This window comes from Streptomyces hirsutus, assembly GCF_001418415.1.
Lineage (GTDB): Bacteria > Actinomycetota > Actinomycetes > Streptomycetales > Streptomycetaceae > Streptomyces > Streptomyces hirsutus.
Genome location: NZ_LIQT01000182.1, coordinates 1 through 19,758 on the forward strand (window position 1 = coordinate 1; position 19,758 = coordinate 19,758).

The 19,758-nt window shown below is 72.7% G+C and carries 16 protein-coding genes and 3 pseudogenes; 13 read left to right on the top strand and 6 right to left on the bottom strand.

Annotated features, from left to right (window positions below):
• The 4 genes from AOK11_RS14475 to AOK11_RS14490 all read left to right on the top strand — a co-directional run.
• Positions 1-1,895: penicillin acylase family protein (locus AOK11_RS14475; RefSeq protein WP_107098587.1), on the top strand; the 1,895-nt coding region annotated here is incomplete at its 5' end.
• On the top strand, positions 1,888-2,499 hold the full coding sequence (locus tag AOK11_RS14480; protein WP_055594122.1) for a GNAT family N-acetyltransferase: 612 nt from the start codon (positions 1,888-1,890) through the stop codon (positions 2,497-2,499). The genes AOK11_RS14475 and AOK11_RS14480, both read left to right, overlap by 8 nt.
• Positions 2,500-2,654: 155 nt before the next feature.
• Positions 2,655-2,849 carry a hypothetical protein gene (locus AOK11_RS43970; RefSeq protein WP_206188840.1) on the top strand — a complete coding sequence of 65 codons (195 nt, stop codon included), beginning with the start codon at positions 2,655-2,657 and terminating at the stop codon, positions 2,847-2,849.
• Positions 2,828-4,789 carry a copper resistance CopC/CopD family protein gene (locus AOK11_RS14490; RefSeq protein WP_055594124.1) on the top strand — a complete coding sequence of 654 codons (1,962 nt, stop codon included), beginning with the start codon at positions 2,828-2,830 and terminating at the stop codon, positions 4,787-4,789. The genes AOK11_RS43970 and AOK11_RS14490 overlap by 22 nt, the downstream gene beginning before the upstream one ends.
• A gap of 1,206 nt (positions 4,790-5,995) precedes the next feature.
• Here AOK11_RS14490 and AOK11_RS14495 read toward each other — a convergent pair.
• Positions 5,996-6,217, bottom strand: coding sequence for a hypothetical protein (locus AOK11_RS14495; RefSeq protein ID WP_055594125.1), 222 nt, complete (start codon positions 6,215-6,217; stop codon positions 5,996-5,998).
• 82 nt (positions 6,218-6,299) lie between these two features.
• Here AOK11_RS14495 and AOK11_RS14500 point away from each other — a divergent pair, with 82 nt between their 5' ends.
• Positions 6,300-7,013, top strand: coding sequence for an AAA family ATPase (locus tag AOK11_RS14500; protein ID WP_055594126.1), 714 nt, complete (start codon positions 6,300-6,302; stop codon positions 7,011-7,013).
• Between the two features lie 124 nt (positions 7,014-7,137).
• On the opposite strand, the gene AOK11_RS14505 is transcribed toward AOK11_RS14500, so the two are convergent.
• Positions 7,138-7,587 carry a DUF5707 domain-containing protein gene (locus AOK11_RS14505; protein ID WP_055594127.1) on the bottom strand — a complete coding sequence of 150 codons (450 nt, stop codon included), beginning with the start codon at positions 7,585-7,587 and terminating at the stop codon, positions 7,138-7,140.
• A gap of 377 nt (positions 7,588-7,964) precedes the next feature.
• Between AOK11_RS14505 and AOK11_RS14510 the strand changes: the two genes are divergently transcribed.
• The 3 genes from AOK11_RS14510 to AOK11_RS14520 all read left to right on the top strand — a co-directional run bounded on the left by AOK11_RS14510 (position 7,965) and on the right by AOK11_RS14520 (position 11,507).
• Positions 7,965-10,382, top strand: a complete 2,418-nt coding sequence (locus AOK11_RS14510; protein ID WP_055594128.1) for a histidine kinase — start codon at positions 7,965-7,967, stop codon at positions 10,380-10,382.
• Positions 10,379-11,062, top strand: coding sequence for a response regulator (locus tag AOK11_RS14515; protein WP_055594129.1), 684 nt, complete (start codon positions 10,379-10,381; stop codon positions 11,060-11,062). The genes AOK11_RS14510 and AOK11_RS14515 overlap by 4 nt, the downstream gene beginning before the upstream one ends.
• A gap of 91 nt (positions 11,063-11,153) precedes the next feature.
• Complete coding sequence (locus AOK11_RS14520; RefSeq protein WP_055594130.1) at positions 11,154-11,507, top strand: SCO4225 family membrane protein; 354 nt, start codon at positions 11,154-11,156, stop codon at positions 11,505-11,507.
• Positions 11,508-11,568: 61 nt separating this feature from the next.
• Here AOK11_RS14520 and AOK11_RS14525 read toward each other — a convergent pair whose 3' ends face one another.
• Positions 11,569-11,949, bottom strand: a complete 381-nt coding sequence (locus tag AOK11_RS14525) for a winged helix-turn-helix transcriptional regulator (protein ID WP_055594131.1) — start codon at positions 11,947-11,949, stop codon at positions 11,569-11,571.
• A 113-nt stretch (positions 11,950-12,062) separates the two neighbouring features.
• Between AOK11_RS14525 and AOK11_RS14530 the strand changes: the two are divergent.
• Positions 12,063-12,462: pseudogene (locus tag AOK11_RS14530) on the top strand (RidA family protein).
• 88 nt (positions 12,463-12,550) lie between these two features.
• On the opposite strand, the gene AOK11_RS14535 reads toward AOK11_RS14530, so the two are convergent.
• Positions 12,551-12,949, bottom strand: a complete 399-nt coding sequence (locus AOK11_RS14535) for a YybH family protein (RefSeq protein ID WP_055594132.1) — start codon at positions 12,947-12,949, stop codon at positions 12,551-12,553.
• Between the two features lie 101 nt (positions 12,950-13,050).
• Between AOK11_RS14535 and AOK11_RS14540 the strand changes: the two genes are divergently transcribed.
• The 4 genes from AOK11_RS14540 to AOK11_RS14555 all read left to right on the top strand — a co-directional run bounded on the left by AOK11_RS14540 (position 13,051) and on the right by AOK11_RS14555 (position 18,750).
• The gene (locus tag AOK11_RS14540; RefSeq protein ID WP_055594133.1) at positions 13,051-13,944 is read left to right on the top strand and encodes a LysR family transcriptional regulator; all 894 of its coding nucleotides are present in this window, start codon (positions 13,051-13,053) and stop codon (positions 13,942-13,944) included.
• Between the two features lie 107 nt (positions 13,945-14,051).
• Entirely contained in the window at positions 14,052-16,040 is a 1,989-nt protein-coding gene (locus AOK11_RS14545; RefSeq protein ID WP_240497342.1) for a glycoside hydrolase family 5 protein, read from the top strand.
• A 250-nt stretch (positions 16,041-16,290) separates the two neighbouring features.
• On the top strand, positions 16,291-18,171 hold the full coding sequence (ctaD, locus tag AOK11_RS14550) for an aa3-type cytochrome oxidase subunit I (RefSeq protein WP_381170729.1): 1,881 nt from the start codon (positions 16,291-16,293) through the stop codon (positions 18,169-18,171).
• Between the two features lie 3 nt (positions 18,172-18,174).
• Entirely contained in the window at positions 18,175-18,750 is a 576-nt protein-coding gene (locus AOK11_RS14555) for a hypothetical protein (protein ID WP_055594136.1), read from the top strand.
• Positions 18,751-18,893: 143 nt separating this feature from the next.
• Here the strand turns inward: AOK11_RS14555 and AOK11_RS44895 are convergent.
• Positions 18,894-19,215, bottom strand: a pseudogene (locus tag AOK11_RS44895) (hypothetical protein); the annotation flags it as partial.
• A 2-nt stretch (positions 19,216-19,217) separates the two neighbouring features.
• Positions 19,218-19,737: pseudogene (locus AOK11_RS44900) on the bottom strand (LysR family transcriptional regulator); the annotation flags it as partial.
• Positions 19,738-19,758: the final 21 nt, after the last annotated feature.

A 19,758-nucleotide genomic window follows, 5' to 3' on the forward strand; every position in this document is an offset into this window, starting at 1 on the left:
GGCTCTCCCCGAGCCCTGGGCCCACCGGAGCTCCGGGACCCACCGCGGCCCCCGGATTCACCGCAGCCCCCGAATTCGCCCGGGCCGCCCTCACCCCCGGCCGCTGGGAGCCCTGGACGCCGCTCGCGGTGTGGCTCTCCACGCACATCCTGTTCGCCGGGTTCCCCGCGAAGCTCTGGCGCGAGCGGGTCGTCGAGTGTCTCGGGCGGGACGCCGTCGGCCTGTTCGCCGCCGACGGTCCCGGCACCTCCGGAAGCAACGGCTGGCTGGTCGCCGGGCAGCGGACGGTGACCGGGCAGGCGGTGATCGCGGGGGACCCGCACCGTTTCATCGAGGACCCCGGCGTCTACCAGCAGATCCGTCTGTCCTGCCCGGAGTTCGACGTCGTCGGCATCGCCGTGCCCGGCGTTCCCGGCATCGCCCACTTCGGCCACACCGGCTCGGTCGCCTGGGCGATCACCAACGCCATGGCCGACTACCAGGACCTGTACCGGGAGCAGTTGCGCCGCACCGGCGCCGGTGTGGAGGCGCTCGGCCCGGACGGTGTCTGGCACCGGGCCGCCCGGCACACCGAGACCGTCGAGGTCGCCGGCGAGGACCCGGTCGAGGTCGAGGTGATCGAGACCGACCGGGGACCGGTGATCATCGGCGGCCCCGAGGGCCTCGAGGACGGTGTGTCCGAACCCGGCGCTCCCCCGGTCGTCGTCGCCCTGCGCTACCCGCCCCGCGTCACCGGCGACCTGGGCTTCGGCGCCCTGCTGCCGCTGCTGCGGGCCCGCCGGGTCGCCGACGTGGACCGGGCCCTCGACCTGTGGGCCGAGCCGGTCAACGTGGTCCAGGCCGCCGACACCGAGGGCGGCACGCTGCACCGGGTGGCCGGCCGGGTGCCGGTACGGGCCGAGGCCAACCGGATCCGTCCGGTGCCCGCGTGGGAGCCCGGACACGACTGGCAGGGGTGGCACGAGTCGCCGCACGCCGGCCTGACCGACGGCATCGCCGTGATGGCGAACCAGCGCGGCCCGGCGGCCCCCCTCGGCGTCGAGTTCGCCGCGCCGCACCGCGCCGACCGTATCGCCGCGCTGCTCGCCCGGCGGGAACGCTGGTCGGCCGCCGAGATGCCCGCCCTCCACACGGACACCCACCTCGCCTCCGCCGCCGCCCTGCTGGACCATGTCGCCGCCCTCGACGGTCTGACCGGTCCGGCGGCCGGCCTGCGCGGCCGGCTGCTGGCCTGGGACCGGCGCATGGACGCGGACAGCACCGGCGCGGCGCTCCACGCGGCGGTGCGCGGCGCGCTCGTACGGCAGCTCGCGCGGCACCCCGCGTTCGCCCGGCTGGCCACGCCCCCGGCCTACCCGGAGGTGTTCCAGCCCTGGCTCGCGCTGCTCCCGCGGATCGGCTACGCGCTCGAACACCTCCTGACCGCGAAGGAGTTGTACGGCGTCGACCGTCCGGCGGCGGTGCGCGCGGCGCTGGAGGAGGTGGCCGCCCGGCCGCCGGCCGGCACCTGGGGAGACACCCACCGGCTGGCTCCCTGGCGGGCCCTGCCGCCCATGACGCCGTACGACGAACCCGCTCTGTCCGGCGACCACGACTGCGTGCTGTGCACCTCCTCGGTGCCCGGTCTCACCGACCTCGCGGCGCGCGGCCCGGCCGCCCGCTACGTCTGGGACCTGGCCCGCCGCGAGGACAGCCGCTGGGTGGTGCCGTTCGGCGCCTCGGGCGTCCCGGACTCGCCCCACCACCGCGACCAGTTGCCGCTGTGGCTCGCGGGGGACCTGGTCCCGGTCGTCACCGACTGGGACGGACTCCGCAGGGAGGCCGTGGTCCGGGACCGGGGCACTCATGAGGAGACCGATGAGCTCGAGGAACTTCAGGAGGAGACCGATGTCTGACCCGTACGCGTCCCGCGCGGCCGTTCACGAGGACGTGGCCGACGGCTTCGGCTCCGTACGCGTGCTGCCGCTCGATCCGGCGGCGGACGCGGCCGTCCTGCACCGCTGGGTGAGCGGCGAACGCGCCCTCTTCTGGGGCATGAACGGCCTCACCGAGCAGCAAGTGGCCGAGATCTACGCCCATATGGAAACGCTCGACACCCACCACGCTTACCTCCTCGTCAAGGACGGCGAGCCGGCCGCGCTGCTCCAGACGTACGAGCCGGAGGCCGACCGGGTCGGCGACTGCTACCCCGTCGAGCCCGGTGACATCGGCGTCCACCTGCTGGTCGCTCCGGCCGGCCCGGAGGGGGCGCGTTCCGGGTGGACCGGCGCGCTGCTGACCGTCATGGTCGGGTTCGTCCTGCTGGGCCCGGACCGCAGGCGCGTGGTGGTCGACCCGGACGTGGCCAACGAGAAGGCGGTCGCCCGTTTCCTGCGGCAGGGTTTCACGGCGGGCCCCGAGGTGGTCCTGCCCGAGATCGATCTGCCGGACGTGTACCTGCCGGAGAAGAAGGCCCGACTCGCCTTCCTCACACGGGAGGCGGCCTTCGGAAACAGATGATGCGGACCGGCCGGCGGATCGTCGTCCCGCCGGGGCGGTGAGCATTCCGCGCCTCCCGTCCGTACCCCACCTGAAGCCGGAGTGCCGGATGGCCGGGATGCTGGACGGCTGGAGTGCCGGACGGCCGGAGTGCTGGACGGCTGGACGGCCGGGAGGTGGGAACGACGTGCAGCGACGGCGCAGCGGGGCGGTGGGCGACGGTGGCGGACGAGGTGCGGGCGGACGGGGCGCCGGAACGGGCCGCCGAGCGACGGATCGCGGAGTGCCCGGTCGTGGAACGCCCGGTCGTGAAACGTTCGGTCGCGGAAACCGGCGGCTTCAAGGGCTGGTGCTGCTGGGCACCGCGCTGATCCTGCTCCTCCTCGGCAGCGCCGGGCCGGCGAGCGCCCACGCGGCGCTCCGCGGAGCCGATCCCGGGGAGGGAAGCGTCGTCAAGTCCGCCCCCCGGCACGTCACCCTGACCTTCACGGAGTCCGTCGCCCTGCTCGACGACTCGTTCCGGATCTACAGCCCCGACAACCACCGGGTGCCGCTGGACGAGCCGGAGCACGCCGACGGCAGGTCCGACACGGCACGCATCGGCCTGCCCGACGGGCTCGACGACGGCACCTACACGGTCGCCTGGCGGGTGGTCTCCGCGGACAGCCACCCCGCCTCCGGCGCCTTCACCTTCTCCATCGGCAAACCCTCGCCCACCGCACCGATGGCGCCCGCAGCCCCGGCGGAGCACCCGATCACCGCGAGCCTCTACGACACCGGCCGCTATCTCGCGTACATCGCCGCCGCGCTGCTCATCGGCACGGTGGCGTTCGCGGCCCTGTGCCGGCCGCCGGACACCGCCCCGCTGCGGATGCCGCTGGTCACGGGCTGGTGGACGCTGCTGACGTCCACCGCGGTCCTCCTCGTGCTGCGGGCTCCGTACGAGAACGGAACGTCCCCGGCGACTGCGTTCGACCTCTCGGCCTTCACCGGCGCCCTCACCGGGCGGCCGGGCATCGCGCTGCTGACCCGGCTCGCCCTGTTGGTGCTGACTGCGGCGGTCCTCCTGCGCCTGCCCCGCCTGCGTCGAGCCCACGGCGAGCCGGACGGCCGGACATCGCCCGCCCGGCTCGCCGTGGGCACCGTCCTGGCCGTCGCCCTCGCGTTGACGTGGGCAGCGGCCGAGCACGCCTCGGCCGGTATCCAGGTGCCGGTGGCGATGACGTCGTCCGTACTGCACCTGCTGGCGATGGCCTGCTGGCTCGGCGGCCTCACGGCCCTGCTCATCGTCCTGTTCCGCGCCGACGCCCCGCCGCCCGTCGCCACGGTCACCCGCTTCTCCCGTCTCGCCTTCCTCTCGGTGACGGTCCTCGTCGTCACCGGCGTCTACCAGTCCTGGCGGGGCCTCGGCTCCTGGTCGGCGCTCGCGGACTCGTCGTACGGAAGGACCCTGGCCGTCAAGCTCGTGATGACGGCCGCACTGCTGCTGGCGGCGGGCCTGTCCCGCCGCTTGACGCTCGGCCTGGCGACGGCGGCCTCATCCACGGAAACGGAGACGGAGACGGAGATGGAGGAGAAGGAGAAGGGGAAGGAGGAGGAGAAGGCTGTGGAGGGGGCTACGGCGGCCGTGCGGGAACGGCTCCCGGAACTGGTGGCCTCCGCCACTTCGGACAAGGCCCCGCCCACCGCCCCCGCGCTGCCCGTCTCCGACGACGGCACCCCGGACTCCCCGCCCCCCGCTCCGTCACCTGCCCTGCCGTCCGGCCCGACTCCGTCCGGCCCGACTCCGTCCGATCCGAACGAGCCGCCCCTCGACCGCTACCGTCGTGCCCTGCGCGTCTCCGTTCTGGTGGAAGCGGTGGTGGCGGTCGTGGTGCTGCTGGTCACGACGGTGCTGACCAGCACCCTCCCGGCCCGAGCGGAGGCCGAGGCCGCGGCGACCGGGACGGCCCCGATTGCCGGACTGCCCGCGGCGACGGTGGTCACGATCCCGTACGCCCTCGACGTCCCCGGTGGGAAGGGCAGCGTGCAGATCACTCTGGACCCGGGCCGGGTGGGTGAGAACGGCATCCAGGCGGTGGCCTTCGACCCCGCCGGTGCCCTGGACTCGATCCCGGAGCTCCGCCTCTCCTTCACCCTCGCCGAGAAGGACATCGGCCCCATCGACGCCGGGCTGACCGACCGCGGCGGCTACTGGGCCACCAGCGACCTCAACCTCCCCCTGCCGGGCACCTGGACGATGAAGGCGACGATCAGGGTCTCGGAGGTGGACCAGGTGACCGAGTCCCACCCCCTGCGCATCGAACCCTGAGTCGCTTCGGCAGCCGCCCCGGCGTCCGCGTCCGTGGCCCTGCCGGTCCGTGGCCCCGCCGGCGACGCGGCACGGTGTTCCTCGACGGCCGGGGGCAGGCGGGAGTCCGGCTGTCACCGGGTTCCGGGTCGCCGCGGTCAGACCTCCGTCGGCTTCTTCATGGGGGCGGCCGGGGCTGTGGCCGCTGTGCAGGGGCCGGGCCGGGATACCCACGGACCCGGAGGCGGGTGCGGGTGCGGGGCCGCCGTCATCGACGCCTCCGTCGGCTGCGCGGTGAAGCCCAGCTGGGGTAAAGCCCGGCTGGGAGGAGAGGCTGCCGTCCTGGGAGATCCACGTCATGACGCCGAGGGTGGCGCCCAGACCGACCACGTTGAGGACCAGCGCGAGTGGAGGGCGGCTGTCGATGGACTCCTTGGAGTCGACCAGATGGGCGGCGGTTCCGCAGACCAGGGTCTGGGCCTCGTCGGACTTCGGCGGCGGGGAGCTCACCACGCCGATGCGCTGTGCGTCGGGCCGGGCGAGGTCGGCGCTGCCGGGGCGGGCCGGGGCCGGCCGGCGCCCGCCGGTGGCCGGCTCACGAAGGAGTGTGGCGAACCACACAGCGGCAGTCGGGTGCGGGAGCCGGTGCGCTCGTTCCGTGACGGCCGGTTCGGTCGCACCGGAGCAGAGCCCCCCGACGGGGCGGCAGGCGGCGTCCGGCGGGAACGTCCTGGCCCGGCAGCGGCGTCCGGAGAGCACACCGAGGGCTGTGCCCGGCGGTGGACCGGTGACGAACCGGCTCGGCGCCGACCGGGGAGCCGGGCCCGCGGCACGACGAAGACCCCGGCTGCCGCGCAGTCCGGGGTCTGTCGTGCCTGTTCACGCGGCTGTGGCCTAGCGCGCCCTGCGGTGGGGCGTACTCGTGTCCAGGTCCGGGAAGGATGCTTGCGCCTCCTCGAACAGGAAGGTCTCGTCCTCCCCGAAGTCCGGGGCCTGGAAGGGGTCCGCCTCCGGACGGGGGGACGCTGCGGTGGCCTGGCGCGGCGCCCCTTCCGGGGCGGAGAACAGCGAGGTCGTGTCGATGAGAGGTCTCCGATTCGGTGCGGGGCCATGAAGGGGTCTGGCATGTCGTGACCGGGCCCGGCGGTCCTGGAGCCGCTGCTACGGCTGCGACGTCGGTCGCGGCGGCAGCCTCGGCCACAGCTGGAACTACAGCTACGGCTGGAACTACAGCTTGCTCATCTTGGAGTACGGGCTCAGGATCCGTTCCTGCGCCGAACCGAAATCCACGAGTGCCGCGATTCCGTCCTCGATGCCGATCACCCGGCCGAGACCGTACATGTCGTGCGTGACCTGGTCGCCCACCGCGAAGTGCTTGGGCGGCGGGGCGACCGGGGCTTTGAAGGGGCTGGTGGGCAGAATGCGCTTCGGTGCAACTGGCTTTGTCATTGTCTCCAGTATGGGCCTGCGAGCGCCGCTTGCTACCGCCCTCCACGGTTCACTACGCGCGGCTCCATGGGAAACTCGGGGTGTGATCGTCGAACGTGCGTACGTATCCGGTGTCTTACCCGACGAGGACGAGGGGGAATGGCCCTGGTCGGTGCCCTGCGTGCGGGGGCTCCTGGCGGACGGTCTGCGCCTCACCGCGCCGGTGACCTACCTGATCGGTGAGAACGGTTCGGGCAAGTCGACCCTGGTCGAGGCTCTCGCCGAAGGCTTCGGGCTGGACTCCTGGGGCGGCTCGCACGACTGGCGTTATGCCAGTCACCGCCCGAAGTCGGTGCTGGGCGAGCGCATCCGCTTCGACGCGGCGCCGCGCGGTCGCCCCATGCTGGGCAGCTGGCGCGCCCGCAAGGGTTTCTTCCTGCGCGCCGAGACGGCGCTGGACGCGTTGGACCGGGAAGGGTTCGCGCCGGATTCGGTCAGCCACGGCGAGGGCTTCCTCGCGGCGTTCCGGGGGAAGTTCCTCCAGCCCGGCCTGTATGTGATGGACGAGCCGGAGGCGGCGCTGTCGTTCACCTCGTGCCTGGAGCTGCTCGGCCACGTCGACCAGTTGGTGAGGAGTGGTGGGCAGGTCATCTGCGCCACGCACTCTCCGCTGCTGACCGCCCTGCCCGGCGCGGACATCATCGAGGTCGGCGACCACGGCATGCGCCGGGCGGCCTGGGACGAACTCGCCCTGGTCGAGCACTGGCGCCGCTATCTGGCCGACCCGCGGTCCTACCTGCGGCACGTCCTGGACTGAGCCCGGCCGGCCGTCGGCGCCGTGTTCCGTGCGCGGCCGGGCCCTGGCGGGACCAGGTGCCCGGCCGTCGCGTGACGGGTCAGTGCTCGACGGGGCAGTGCTCGGCGGATCAGTGCTCGACGGGTCAGTGCTTGATCTCGAAGGTGGCGGCGGAGGGCACGAACAGGGTGTCACCGTCCTTGGCCGTCGCCAGCGCCGTGATCTTCCAGGTGCCCGCCTCCAGCGCGGCCGCCTCCTCCTCGGTGACCTCCAGCGCGTAGGTGCAGCGGGAGGTCTCGTCCGAGGTCTTGCGGCAGGTGGCGGTCTCCTCCGTGTCGCGGAGTTCCTTCTCGGTCGGGTCCAGCTCCAAATCGGCGGGCCACGGCAGGACGTGGAGACTCGTGACGCCCGAGTCGTCGCTCACATCCGTGGTGAAGGAGAACGAGCCCGCGCTGTCGCCGGACGGAGCGGTGTAGCGGGCCGAGGTGTTCTCCAGAGACAGCTTCGTGGGGCTCGAGGCCATGGCGAAACCGGCGGCGGCTCCGCCGACGACGAGAGCACCGACGAAGGACCCGATGAGAACGCGCTTGGACATGGTGAATCCCCCTGATGTTGATCGAATTCGCTTGAATTCGCTTGAATTCGCTTGGACTTGCTTGGCCGGTGGTGCGGAAGCAGGTGAGGTCGCACCTGCCGGACCGGGCGGCGGGAAGGCGGTGCGCCGTCCTGGACGGAACGGAAACCGCTGGTGGAGCCGGTGGCGGGCCGCTTTCCCGACGTGATCGAGACTATGGCCGGGGGCACCCCTCGGTCCTCGGGCCGGCGGACGATTGCCGCGTGCAACCGGAGACAGAGAAGGCCGCGCAGTCTCCACCGGGCGGGTGTCACCGCCCCTGTAACCCAGGTAGGAGAAGGGGATCCGCCTCCAGCCGGAGTCGGGCCGCCCACCTGCGGACATAGCCTTGTCGTCTCATGAAGCGAACCGACGACCGGCTGCTCCCGGTCCTGCTGATCTGTGCCCAGGCCGTGGTCTGGCCGGGGGCGGCACTGGTGCGCGGGACCGTCCCGACCGCGTCCGCTCTTCTCGTGGCGGTCCTGGTCGCCGGACCGGTGGCGGCCGCGCTCGCCCTGCGCCGTACCCGCCCGGTGACCACCCTCGTCCTGGTCGCCGCCGCCTGCGCGCTGGGCGCCGGGCCGCTGCCCGCCGGGGCGATGGCGGTACTCGGGACCGCGGGTGTGGCACTGGCCCTGTTCACCGTGGCGGCCGAACGCGACACCTTCACCGCCCTGCTGTGCACGGTCGCGCTCGCCGTTTGGCAGGTCCTGTACTGGATCAGTCTGCACGGGCTCAGCGACCACGACGGGCTCGACCTCGTCCTCACCGCCCTGCTGTACGTCCTTGCCTGCGGGGCCGGCCTGTTCGCACGGCGGACCCGTCACGCACGGCAGGCGGCCGAACGGCTGCTGCAACGCGCCGAGTCCGAACGCCACCGGCTTCCGGCAGCCGAACGACAGCGCATGGAAAGGGAGTTGCACGACGTCAGCGCCCACCATCTGACGGCCGTGGTGGTCACGGCGGGGGCGGCGCTCGGACTCCGGGAGAGCCGTCCCGAACTGGCCGACGAAGCGCTCCGGTTCGCCGTCGGGACCGGTCACGAGGTCACCCGCGCGCTCGGCTCGGTGCGGGCGCCTTCGCCCTCGCGCGAGGAACTTCCGTCGCCGGAGGAACGGTTGCGCGACCTGGTCGAGGGGTTCCGCGGGCTGGGCCGGCACGTGGACCACGAGATCGGCCCCTTGCCGAACGGCGCCGTCGCCGACGCGGCTTTCGGCATCGTGCGCGAGGCACTGACGAACGTGGCCAGGCATGCCCCCGGCGCGCACACGAGGGTGCGGTGCCAGTACGGCGACACGCGTACGGACGTCGTGGTCACGAGCTCGGCACCGCCGGCAGGGGCGACGGCGCACGGCGCGAACCTCGGCGGGGGACGCGGCACGGCCTTCCTGCGGTCCCGTGCGCGGGAGGCGGGTGGCACGCTGACCAGCGGTCCGACCGCGGACGGCGGTTGGGAGGTGGCGGCGGTCCTGCCCGGCCGGACCGCCGCCCCGGTCGAGCGGTCCGTCCCGCTCAGCTACCGCCTGGCGCAGCTGACGGCCGCGGTCGGCCTCGTCCTGCAACCGCTCCTCCCCGTAATGATCATCAGGTCGGAGGACGTGTCGAGCGGGTCGACGGTGGCCGCCGGCGCGTTCTTCACCCTGCTCGCCGCGGCACAGGCGGTCGCGCTGCTGTGGCTGCGCCGGGCGCCCCGCGCGGCCACGGGCGCCCTGCTCGCGCTGGCCCCGCTGTGGCCGGTGGCGATGGCGGTCGGCGACTACACCGGGCCGGTCGTCCTGCCGCCCGCGCTGAGCATGCTCGCCACCTGCGGGGCACTCGCCGTGCTCGCCGCACACGCGGCCCGTACCGCCGCCGGCCCGTCCCCCGCCGGGAACCGTCCGCGCCCGCCCCGGTGGCTCCGTCCCGCCGCGGTGGCTGTGGGGAGCGGGCCCGCCGCGGTGACCGCGGTGGTCGCTTCGGTCGTGGCGGTGACGGTGCACGCGGCGGCGGCGACCGCCGCCGTCCTGGACCGGGGCACGACGGCCCCCGTCTGGACGGTCGCCGTGCTGGCGACGGCCGGGGCGTCCGTGGCGGTCGGCGCGGCCCACTGGGGCGGGACCCTGCGGGGCCGGCGGGACCGGGCCGCGCGGGGCACGCGCGACGAACGTCTCGCCGCCTGGACCGAGGAGGCCGTCCGGGACGCGTGGGCCGAGCGCCGCCGGATCGCCGCCGGGCTGGAGAGCACCGTGCTGGCACGCACCGCCGACATGGTCGTGGAGGCGGAGGCGGGCCGGCTCGACGGGACCGCGGAACGCGCCCGCGAGGCCCTGGCCGCGATGCGCTCCCTCCTCGACACGGTCCGGGAGGGCGAGACGGAGGCCGCGCGGCGGCCGCAACCCACCCTCCAGGCCCTCGACCTGCTCGCCCACCAGTGCCGGGCCACCGGCCGTGACGTGGAGATACGGCTGACCGACCGGGTGCCCGGCCGACTGCCCACCGCCGTGGACCTGACCGCGTACCATGCGGCGGAGACCGTGCTCGCGGCGAGCGGTGAAGGGCCGGCGGTCCTGGAATTCGACGCGTACGACGGCTCGTTGACGCTCACGGTCACCGGAGTGCCGGGCGCCACCCGCGGCCTCGTACGGGAACGGTTGACGGCGCGGGTCGCGGCCCTCGGCGGTACGGTGACCACCGGCCCGGCGGACACCCTCCGCCTCCGGCTGCCCCTTGCCCCGGGCCCGGAGGCCACCGGCGCGCCGGTCGCCGGGCAGGGGGACGAGGAGAAGAGAGAACGATGAGCCTCAAGGTGCTGGTCGTCGACGACCAGGGCATCGTACGGGCGGGGTTCGCCGCCGTGATCGGCGCCGAGGAGGACATGACCGTCGTCGGCGAGGCCGCCGACGGTGCCGCCGCGGTACGGCTCGCGGAGGAACTGGCACCCGACGTGGTGGTGATGGACGTCCGGATGCCCGAACTGGACGGCATCGCCGCCACCCGGATCATCACCGGCAGGGAGAACGCGCCCCGTGTCCTGGTGCTGACCACCTTCGACCTCGACGTGTACGTCTTCGACGCGCTGCGCGCCGGCGCCTCCGGCTTCCTGCTCAAGGACGTGCACCCCTCCGAACTGCTCCAGGGCATCCGGGTGGTGGCCTCGGGCGAGAGCGTGCTCTCCCCGTCCGCGACCCGCCGGCTCATCGGCCACTACGCGTCCGGTGAGCCCACCCGGATCCACGCCGCGAGCGACCACCACGAACTGGACAGCCTGACCGCGCGTGAGCGGTTCGTCCTCACTCTCGTGGCGTCCGGGCTCACCAACATGGAGATCGGCGCCGAACTCGGCATCACCGTCGGCACGGTGAAGTCCCATGTGAACGCGCTGCTGCGCAAGCTCGGGCTGCGCGACCGGGTCCAGGCGACGATCCTCGCGTACGACGTCGGCCTCGCCCACCCGAACCCGCCGGGCGCACACCTCTGACACCTCGATCGTCTCCGACGCCACCGACGCCACCGACGCCACCGACGTCTCTGACACCTCTGACACCTCTGACACCGAGAGACCCGCCACCATGACCGATTCCGGCCGATCCGCCAGACCCGCACGGCCTGGCAGATCCCTTTTCCGTTGGCTGCGCCGCGTCTTCTTCGGTGATGTCTTCGCCCTCGTCTACTTCGGGCTCTGTGCCGCCCTGCTCGTGTGGGCGATCACGGTGGCCGTCGTCGGCGCCGGGGAGGACGCGTCCTTCGCCGGAGTCATCCCGCTGCTGGCCACGGCCCCGGTCAGCCTGGTGTTGTTCGGGCTGCCGGGCGGCGCCGTGACGTTCATCGGCGCGGTGGTCGGTGGCGCGCTGCTCAACGCCGCGGTCATCGGCTGGTGCGCCCGCACACTGCGCCGCGGCGGCCGTCCGGACCCCGCCGACTGAGCGGCGGGGTGCCGCGCGCCACCCCTGGCGTCACGATCCCGGCAGGCGCCGGCAGGTGTCGTCAGCTGTCGAAGCGATGGCGGGCGGCGTCGATGTGGCCGAGGTACTGGTGGGTCCAGTCGCACATGCCGTCGACCACGGCGCGCAGGGCCCGGCCCGGCTCGGTGAGGGTGTACTCGACCCGGGGCGGCACGGTGGGGTGCACCGTGCGCTCGACCAGTCCGTAGCGCTCCAGCATGCGCAGGTTCTGGGTGAGCATCTTGTGGCTGATGCCCTCGACCTCGTCCCGCAACTCGCTGAAGCGCAGGGTCCGGTCACCGAGCCCTTCGATGATCAGCAGTGCCCATTTGTTGGCGACGTCCGAGAAGATCTCCCGCGCCAGAGAGTCCGCGCGCCTCAGGTCCGCGTCCTCGGGCGAGCCCGTGTACTGCTTGGTTCCCATACGGTTCCCCATCACCGAAAAGTGCGTTCTTCCAGGTCAGTGCTGACTCTCCTGCAGTGCCTGAGGAACCACAAGAGAGCACGGGTGCGCACCGCGCCGAAAGGACACGCACGATGGCCACCACCGATGTCCTCCACCACGACGTCCCGGCCGAGAACGGCTTCGGCTCTGCGCAGGCGATCAGGTCCGGCGGCCTGATCCATGGGTCGGTCAGCTCTCCCTCGACGAGGAGGGCGCGTTCCGTCACCCCGAGGACCTCGCGGATCGGCTCCGGCTGACCTGCGCCGACATCCACAGGGTTCTGGACCACTACGGCGTCACCCGCCACCGGATCGTCTCGCAGACGCTGTACGTGGTGAACCTGCTGCGGAACGCCGATGCGGTGGCGGCGGGCAACCGGGCGTATTTCGGCGGCCACCACCCGGTCGGCACCGTCGTCGGCTTCAGCGAGTTGACGTTCCCGGTCAGATCGTCGAGATCGGCTGCGTCGTCGACACGGGGCCGGCGGCGTAGGCGACACGGGGCCGACGGCGTAGGTCCGAGAACCGCGTCCGTCGGCGGCCGACGGCGTCCGGGCGACGCGGTCACGCGGCCGAAGGGGTCAGCGGGCGGGCGACACGAACTCGGGCTGGTCGAGCAGGCGCAGCCAGCTTCCGTCGGGCTGGCGCCGGACGACCTGCGCGCGGGCGCCCGCCCCGTCCCCCGGCGGCGTCGAGGTGAGGGCGATGTCGCCGCTGACCAGGGTCGGAAGCGGCTGCTCCGGCTCGAAGCGGGGGCGGTGGGCCAGCACCTTCTCCCACAGTGCGCGGATCGCCTCCCGGCCCACGGTCCGGTCGCCGGGCGGGTACGCCAGCACCGCGTCCTCTTCGTAGAGCGCGGCGACTCCGGCCGCGTCACCGGCGTTGGACCGTTCGACGAACAGGCGGGTGATGTCCTCGGGCCGCATGGCCTTCTCGTACGCGGACCCGTCCTCGTGCTGGTGCCCCGGTGTTCCCGGCATGGCTGCCTCCCGACCTCGCTCGGACTTCGATGCCTCCAGCGTGGTCGCCCACCGGCCAGAAGTCCAACAGATGGATCTGTTGGGAACTAGAATCCACAGTCATGGAACTGAGGCAGCTGGAGTACTTCGTCGCGGTCGCCGAGGAGCGGAACTTCACGCGGGCGGCCGAGCGGGTCCGCATCAGCCAGTCCGGGGTCAGCGCCCAGATCCGCCGGCTGGAACGGGAACTCGGCGCCGAACTGTTCGACCGGTCGTCGCGTGCCGTCGCCCTCACCGTCGCGGGAAAGGCCGCGCTCGGGCCCGCCCGCGCCGCGCTCGCCGCGGCCGGGGCGGTGGGCCGGGCGGTGGGCGAGGTCACCGGCCTGCTCCGGGGCCGGCTCACGGTCGGGATGGTCCTGGGCTGCACGGTCACCCCGCTGTTCGACGCCCTCGCCGCCTTCCACCGGGCACATCCCGGTGTGGAGATCGCTCTGCTGGAGGACAACTCCGACCGGCTCGTCGAGGGCGTACGCGCCGGCACCGTCGACCTGGCCCTCGTCGGAACCGCGACCACCGCCCCGGACGGGCTGGAGGAGCTGACGATCATCAGCGAGCGGCTCGTGGCGGCGGTGCCGGCCGGGCATCCCCTGGCGCGACAGCGGCGGGTCACGCTGCGCGACCTGGCCGCCCACCCGATTGTCTGCATGCCCTCCGGCACAGGGCTGCGCACGGCGTTCGACCTGGCCTGTGCCGCACAGGACCTCCGGCCCGTGATCGCGCTGCAGGCCGGCGCGGCGGACGCCGTCGCGGACCTCGCCGCCCGCGGACTCGGTGTCGCCGTCCTCAGCGAGTCGATGGCCGCGGGCCACGGCGACCGGCTCACCGCCCGCCTCGTCGACGACGTCGACACACCGGTGATGCTCGCCCTGGTCTGGAAGAGCGGCCAAAGCAATTCCGCCGTAAGGGAGTTGCTGCACCACAGTCGACGGGCGTTCGCCGGGCCCGCCCCGGCGTGACCGTGCGGGTGACCGGTCCCGCAGGCCTCCTCCGTAGGCCTGGACCCATGGCGCCCCGTCCGTCATGATGACGTCGCCATGACAACCCAGTCCTCGGGACGGTGACCGTGCGCGGATCCTTCTGCAGGGCGACCCTGGCCGCCGTACTCCTGCTGGCGCCCGTGACGCCCGCTGCCGCTGCCGCCACCGCGACGACACCGGAGTCCGCAGGCGGATCCCCCTCCGTCTCCGGCCCCGCGACGACGGCCGGCGTGAGCGCCGCGTCCGGCACAGCCGGCGCGTCCGCCGCCTCCGCCCCCGACTGGTCCGCGCCGCTCAGCACGCGCGGCCGCTGGATCGTCGACGCGGACGGTGACCGCTTCAAGCTGCGTTCCGGTAACTGGCACGGCGCCAGCGGCACATGGAACGGTTCGGGCAGCGTGGACGACGACGCCAACCACCACGCGGGCGAGAACGCCGGCCGGATCCCCCTCGGCCTGGACCGTGCCCCCATGGCCGAGATCATCTCCGGCTTCCACGGGATCGGGATCAACAGCATCCGGCTGCCTTTCTCCAACGAGATGATCCACGACACCCGCCCCGTGACGGACGGCTCCGTCGCCGCCAACCCCACCCTGCGGGGGAAGACCCCGCTCGAGGTCTACGACGTCGTGGTCCGCGAACTCACCGCCTCCGGACTCGCGGTGATCCTCAACAACCACACCAACACCACCCGTTGGTGCTGCGGTGTCGACGGCAACGAGCGCTGGAACGCGAGCCGTTCCACCGAAGCCTGGGAGAGCGACTGGCTGTTCATGGCCCGCCGCTACCGGGACAACCAGCGCGTCGTGGGCGCCGACCTCTACAACGAGGTACGCCGGACCGTCTGGGACGACCCCAACTGGGGCCTCGGCGACCACCACGACTGGTTCACCGCGTCCCAGCGCGTGGGCGACCGCATCCTGACGGAAGCCGACCCCGACCTTCTCATCATCGTCGAGGGCATCAACTGGACCGGCATCCCCGTCGACGGGTTCGCGCACGGACGCCCCACCCTGGAGCCCGTACGCCATCTCTCGCACACGCTCGTCGACTCCGGCAAACTCGTGTACTCCGCCCACTTCTACGGCTACACCGGCCCGAACCACAGCGGGGCCACCGGAATCGGCGAGACCACCGACCCCCGCTACCAGGACCTGAGCCCCACCGAGCTGACCGACGTCCTGAACCGCCAGGCCCTCTACGTCACCGCCGAGGGCGAGCGGCACTTCACCGCACCCGTCTGGATCAGCGAGTTCGGTGTCGGCGGCCGTGAGGAGACGGGAGCGAAGCAGCGCGCCTGGTTCACGAACTTCGTCGACCACCTGATCCGTACCGACGCCGACTTCGCGTACTGGCCGCTCGTCGGCTGGCACGACAACCGCAGGGGCAACGGCTGGGCGCTGCTGCACTGGGACGCCGCAGGCCACCGCATGGGCCTGTACGACGGTGACGACTGGCGGGCCGCCGCCTGGACCCGGCTCGTCGGGGCCCCGGGCCGCACCGGACACATCGCCCCGGTGGCCGACTGGTCGATGCTCAGCCCCGACCACGCCGACTTCATCGCCTCGCGGCGCATGCGCGCGCTCCCCGACTGGAACTCCGGCGCCCGCAAGGCCGTCTGCCCCGACGGACAGCGCCTTCTCGGCCTCAGTCACACCGGCAACCGCGGCCTGTGCTCCGACGTGACCGCCGGACCCCTGTGGGCCCCGGCCGGCGGACACGAGGTGGTGGTCGACGAACGGCACGTCGGGCCCGGCGGCGACTGGGCCTCCGGATACACCAAACTCCAGTGCCCCGAAGGCCACTTCCTCACCGGCTACAGCGTCCGCGGCGCCGTCGTCTCCGCCGCCCTGTGCGCGGCCGCCCGGCCCGGCGCGATCACCGGCACGAGCGGCCGTACGGTCTGGTTCGACCGCGGTGACAACAGGGGCCCGTCCCCCCAGGGCGGCGACTTCGCCCACGGCCACTACAAGGGCCAGTGCGCCGCCGACGAGTACGCGGCCGGCATCGCCTACACCGGCCGCCTCGGCTCCTCCCGCACCCCGGACGCGCTGCACTGCCGCAAGCTGACCTGACCCGCGCCGGTCGCTCGATTCCGTGGGCCGGCCACGGACGGATGTGATCCGGCCGGTCGAGGCGGGGGCGCCGTGTACGGCCGGGGCGAGCTCGCTGGCCACCGCCTGTTCATGGGGCCGGTTGCCGTGTCGGCAGGCGCGGCGATGTCGCCGCCGGGCGGGGGCTTTGTCGGCAGGCTCGTCCTGTGGGCAGAGCGCGTTCCGCGCTGCCGGGCACATCAGGGCCGTTGGTCCCTCTGCCCGGCGGACAATGGGGACTGTTCGGCCCTGTCCGACCCCCCTGCCCCGGCGGCGATCATGTGGCAGCGGCCGGGAAGCGTCGCGTCCACTCCCGTCCACTCGGCATCTCCCGGCTCGCCGACGCCTGTCCGAACACAGACGGACAGGAGCGGAGCGTGAGCAGAAGGAGAGGGCACCGGCGGTGGCCGAGGGGCAGATACAAGAGGTGGGGACCGCGGGGGCGCACGCCGTGGCCCCCGGCGCGGGCGAGGCGCTCGGGCGTCCCGGGAACACCGCGCCGGAGACAACGCGCGCGTCGTGGGTGGACTGGCTGACGACCACCGACCACAAGCGGATCGGGACGCTCTACCTGGTCTCCGCGTTCGTGTTCTTCGTCGTCGGCGGTGTGCTGGCGCTGCTGATGCGCGCCGAGCTGGCCCGGCCGGGCCTGCAGGTCATGTCGAACGAGCAGTTCAACCAGGCGTTCACGATGCACGGTTCGATCATGCTGCTGTTGTTCGCGATGCCGCTGTTCACCGGTTTCGCGAACTGGATCATGCCGCTCCAGATCGGCGCCCCCGACGTCGCCTTCCCGCGGCTGAACATGCTGGCCTTCTGGCTTTTCCTGTTCGGCTCGCTGATCGCGGCCGGCGGCTTCCTCACCCCCGACGGAGCGGCCAGCTTCGGCTGGTTCCTGTACGCCCCGCTGTCCAGCGAGCTCTACTCGCCGGGCATCGGCTCCGACCTGTGGATCATGGGCGTGGCCCTGTCCGGCTTCGGCTCGATCCTGGGCGCGGTCAACTTCATCACCACGATCATCTGCATGCGTGCTCCCGGCATGACGATGTTCCGCATGCCGATCTTCACCTGGAACGTCCTGCTGACCGGCCTGCTGGTCCTGATGGTGTTCCCGGTGCTCGCGGCGGCGCTCTTCGCGCTCGAGTACGACCGCACGTTCGGCGGGCACATCTTCGACGCGGCCAACGGCGGCGCGCTGCTGTGGCAGCACCTGTTCTGGTTCTTCGGCCATCCAGAGGTCTACGTCCTGGCGCTGCCGTTCTTCGGCATCGTCTCCGAGATCGTCCCGGTCTTCTCCCGCAAGCCGATCTTCGGCTACATGGGCCTGATCGGCGCGACCATCGCGATCGCGGGTCTGTCGGTGACGGTGTGGGCGCACCACATGTACGCCACGGGCGGTGTGCTGCTGCCGTTCTTCTCCTTCATGACCTTCCTGATCGCGATCCCCACCGGGGTGAAGTTCTTCAACTGGATCGGCACCATGTGGAAGGGCAGCCTGTCCTTCGAGACGCCCATGCTCTGGGCCACGGGCTTCCTCGTCACGTTCCTCTTCGGCGGTCTGACCGGCGTCATCCTGGCCTCACCGCCGCTGGACTTCCACCTCACCGACTCCTACTTCGTCGTGGCGCACTTCCACTACACGCTCTTCGGCACGGTCGTGTACGCGATGTTCGCCGGCTTCCACTTCTGGTGGCCGAAGTTCACCGGCAAGATGCTCGACGAGCGGCTCGGGAAGATCACCTTCTGGACGCTCACGGTGGGCTTCCATCTCACCTTCCTGGTCCAGCACTGGGTGGGCGTCGAGGGCATGCCGCGCCGCTACGCCGACTACCTGGCCGCCGACGGCTTCACCGCCCTCAACACCCTGTCTTCCATCGGGTCGTTCATGCTGGGCATGTCGATCCTGCCGTTCTTCTACAACGTCTGGAAGACGGCCAAGTACGGCAAGAAGGTCGAGGTCGACGACCCGTGGGGCTACGGCCGTTCGCTGGAGTGGGCCACCTCCTGCCCGCCCCCGCGCCACAACTTCACCTCCCTGCCGCGGATCCGCAGCGAGTCCCCGGCGTTCGACCTGCGCCACCCGGAGATCACCGCCCTCGAGGCGGTGAACTGAACCATGGCCCATTCCGTCCTGGCCCTCGGCGCGGCGGTGGTGACCGCGGCCGGCTCCGTCTGGTACCTGCCGGCCCTCGCCGATCTGCGGGCCGGGGCCGACCGGCCCGCTTCCCGCCGCACCGGGGCGGTGGCCTGCCTCAGCGGCTGGAGCACGGCCGCCGCCGTCGCCGTACTCCTCCTCCTGACCGACAGCTGGTGGCCGCCCTGCGCGGCGGCCCTGGCGGGCGCGACCGCCACGACCGGCCTGTGGACCCGCGCCGCCGTCCACCGACGACGCGGCGCACGCGAAGCAGCCCGCCTCTGGGCACAACTGGGGTGGTCCGGTCCTCCCGAACGTTCCCGCACCGCCTTCGTCGCCGTCGTCCTGACCGGGGGCCTGGTCGCGGCCACGGCCACGGCCGCAGGCGTCCTCTGGGCCCACGGCCAGGACACGGTCCCGCTCTGGCTGACCGCCGCCACTCCCCTCACCCTTGCCGCCCTGTCCCTCGCCGCCGCCCTCGCCCTCACGGCCACCCGCAGAACCCGCCACCGCGAGCACGGCGCCCCGGCCCGCATGGCAGGGGAGCGAACGACATGACGTCCCGGGGCGATGACCCGTCTCCGGAGACGCGCTCCTGCGCGCCCGACCAGCCGTGCGACGCACGGCACCGGGCCCCGCTCCCGGATCGGGCCTGATCGGGCCGGATCAGACCCGATCAGGCCCGAACCGAACACAAGGCCCTATCCGTAGACCACCGACCACGGGCGCGGGGAATCGTCCGGTGGGCGAGGAACACCGTCGCGCCACGGGGTCGCGGTGTGGTCGCGGGCCAGGACGTCGGCCGCGAGTTCCGCGAAGCGGCGGGCGGCCGGGTGAGCGCCGCGGCCGGAGGGCCAGGCGCCGCTGATGCGCAGGGTGAGGGGGCGGCCGGCCAGGGGCCGCCAGGCGACGCGGGGCTCTTTGCGGGCCACCGGCCCCTGGTCGAAGGCGACGCCGTGTCCCGCCGTCACCAGCGCGAGCAGGAACTCGGGGTTCGACGCGTGCCGTACCCGGCCGGGTACGNNCGTCGAGGATCCGGTCGTACCAGCCGGGCGCGTGGGCCCGTGGGAAGAGCACCAGGTCGTGGCCGGAGAGCTCACCGAGCGCCACTTCCGGCAACCTCGCCAGAGGTGACGTACGCGGCAGGACGACACCCAGATCGAGCGAGATCTCGGGGCCGAGCCGCAGTTCGGTGGTGTCGACGGGATGGTGCACGAGTCCGACGTCCAGCCCGCCGGAGGAGAGCAGCCGTACCTGCTCCTCGGTGGTGACCTCCTGGAGGTCCACGGACAGCCCGGGGGCGTGGTGCGCGCAGGAGGCGAGCAGGGCGGACAGCACGGCGGCCGTGGTGTCGGGCGGTACGCCCGTGCGGAGCGTGCCGAGGCCACCGTCGGCGGCGCGGTGGGCCAGGGTGCGCAACCGCTGTTCCCGGGCGAGCAGTTCATGGGCCTCGTCCAGCAGCACCGCCCCCGCGGCGCTCAGGCGGACGCCACGCTGCGAGCGGTCGAACAACTCCGCACCGAGTTCCCTCTCCAGCCTGCGGATCGCCTGGCTGAGGGGCGGCTG

Excerpts from the sequence above, each read along its gene's own strand:
- AOK11_RS14480 (WP_055594122.1), top strand. The coding sequence starts at position 1,888 with ATGTCTGACCCGTACGCGTCCCGCGCGGCCGTTCACGAGGACGTGGCC.
- AOK11_RS14495 (WP_055594125.1), bottom strand. The coding sequence starts at position 6,217 with ATGACAAAGCCAGTTGCACCGAAGCGCATTCTGCCCACCAGCCCCTTC.
- AOK11_RS14505 (WP_055594127.1), bottom strand. The coding sequence starts at position 7,587 with ATGTCCAAGCGCGTTCTCATCGGGTCCTTCGTCGGTGCTCTCGTCGTC.
- AOK11_RS14510 (WP_055594128.1), top strand. The coding sequence starts at position 7,965 with ATGAAGCGAACCGACGACCGGCTGCTCCCGGTCCTGCTGATCTGTGCC.
- AOK11_RS14515 (WP_055594129.1), top strand. The coding sequence starts at position 10,379 with ATGAGCCTCAAGGTGCTGGTCGTCGACGACCAGGGCATCGTACGGGCG.
- AOK11_RS14520 (WP_055594130.1), top strand. The coding sequence starts at position 11,154 with ATGACCGATTCCGGCCGATCCGCCAGACCCGCACGGCCTGGCAGATCC.
- AOK11_RS14525 (WP_055594131.1), bottom strand. The coding sequence starts at position 11,949 with ATGGGAACCAAGCAGTACACGGGCTCGCCCGAGGACGCGGACCTGAGG.
- AOK11_RS14535 (WP_055594132.1), bottom strand. The coding sequence starts at position 12,949 with ATGCCGGGAACACCGGGGCACCAGCACGAGGACGGGTCCGCGTACGAG.
- AOK11_RS14540 (WP_055594133.1), top strand. The coding sequence starts at position 13,051 with ATGGAACTGAGGCAGCTGGAGTACTTCGTCGCGGTCGCCGAGGAGCGG.
- ctaD (WP_381170729.1), top strand. The coding sequence starts at position 16,291 with ATGGGGACTGTTCGGCCCTGTCCGACCCCCCTGCCCCGGCGGCGATCA.
- AOK11_RS14555 (WP_055594136.1), top strand. The coding sequence starts at position 18,175 with ATGGCCCATTCCGTCCTGGCCCTCGGCGCGGCGGTGGTGACCGCGGCC.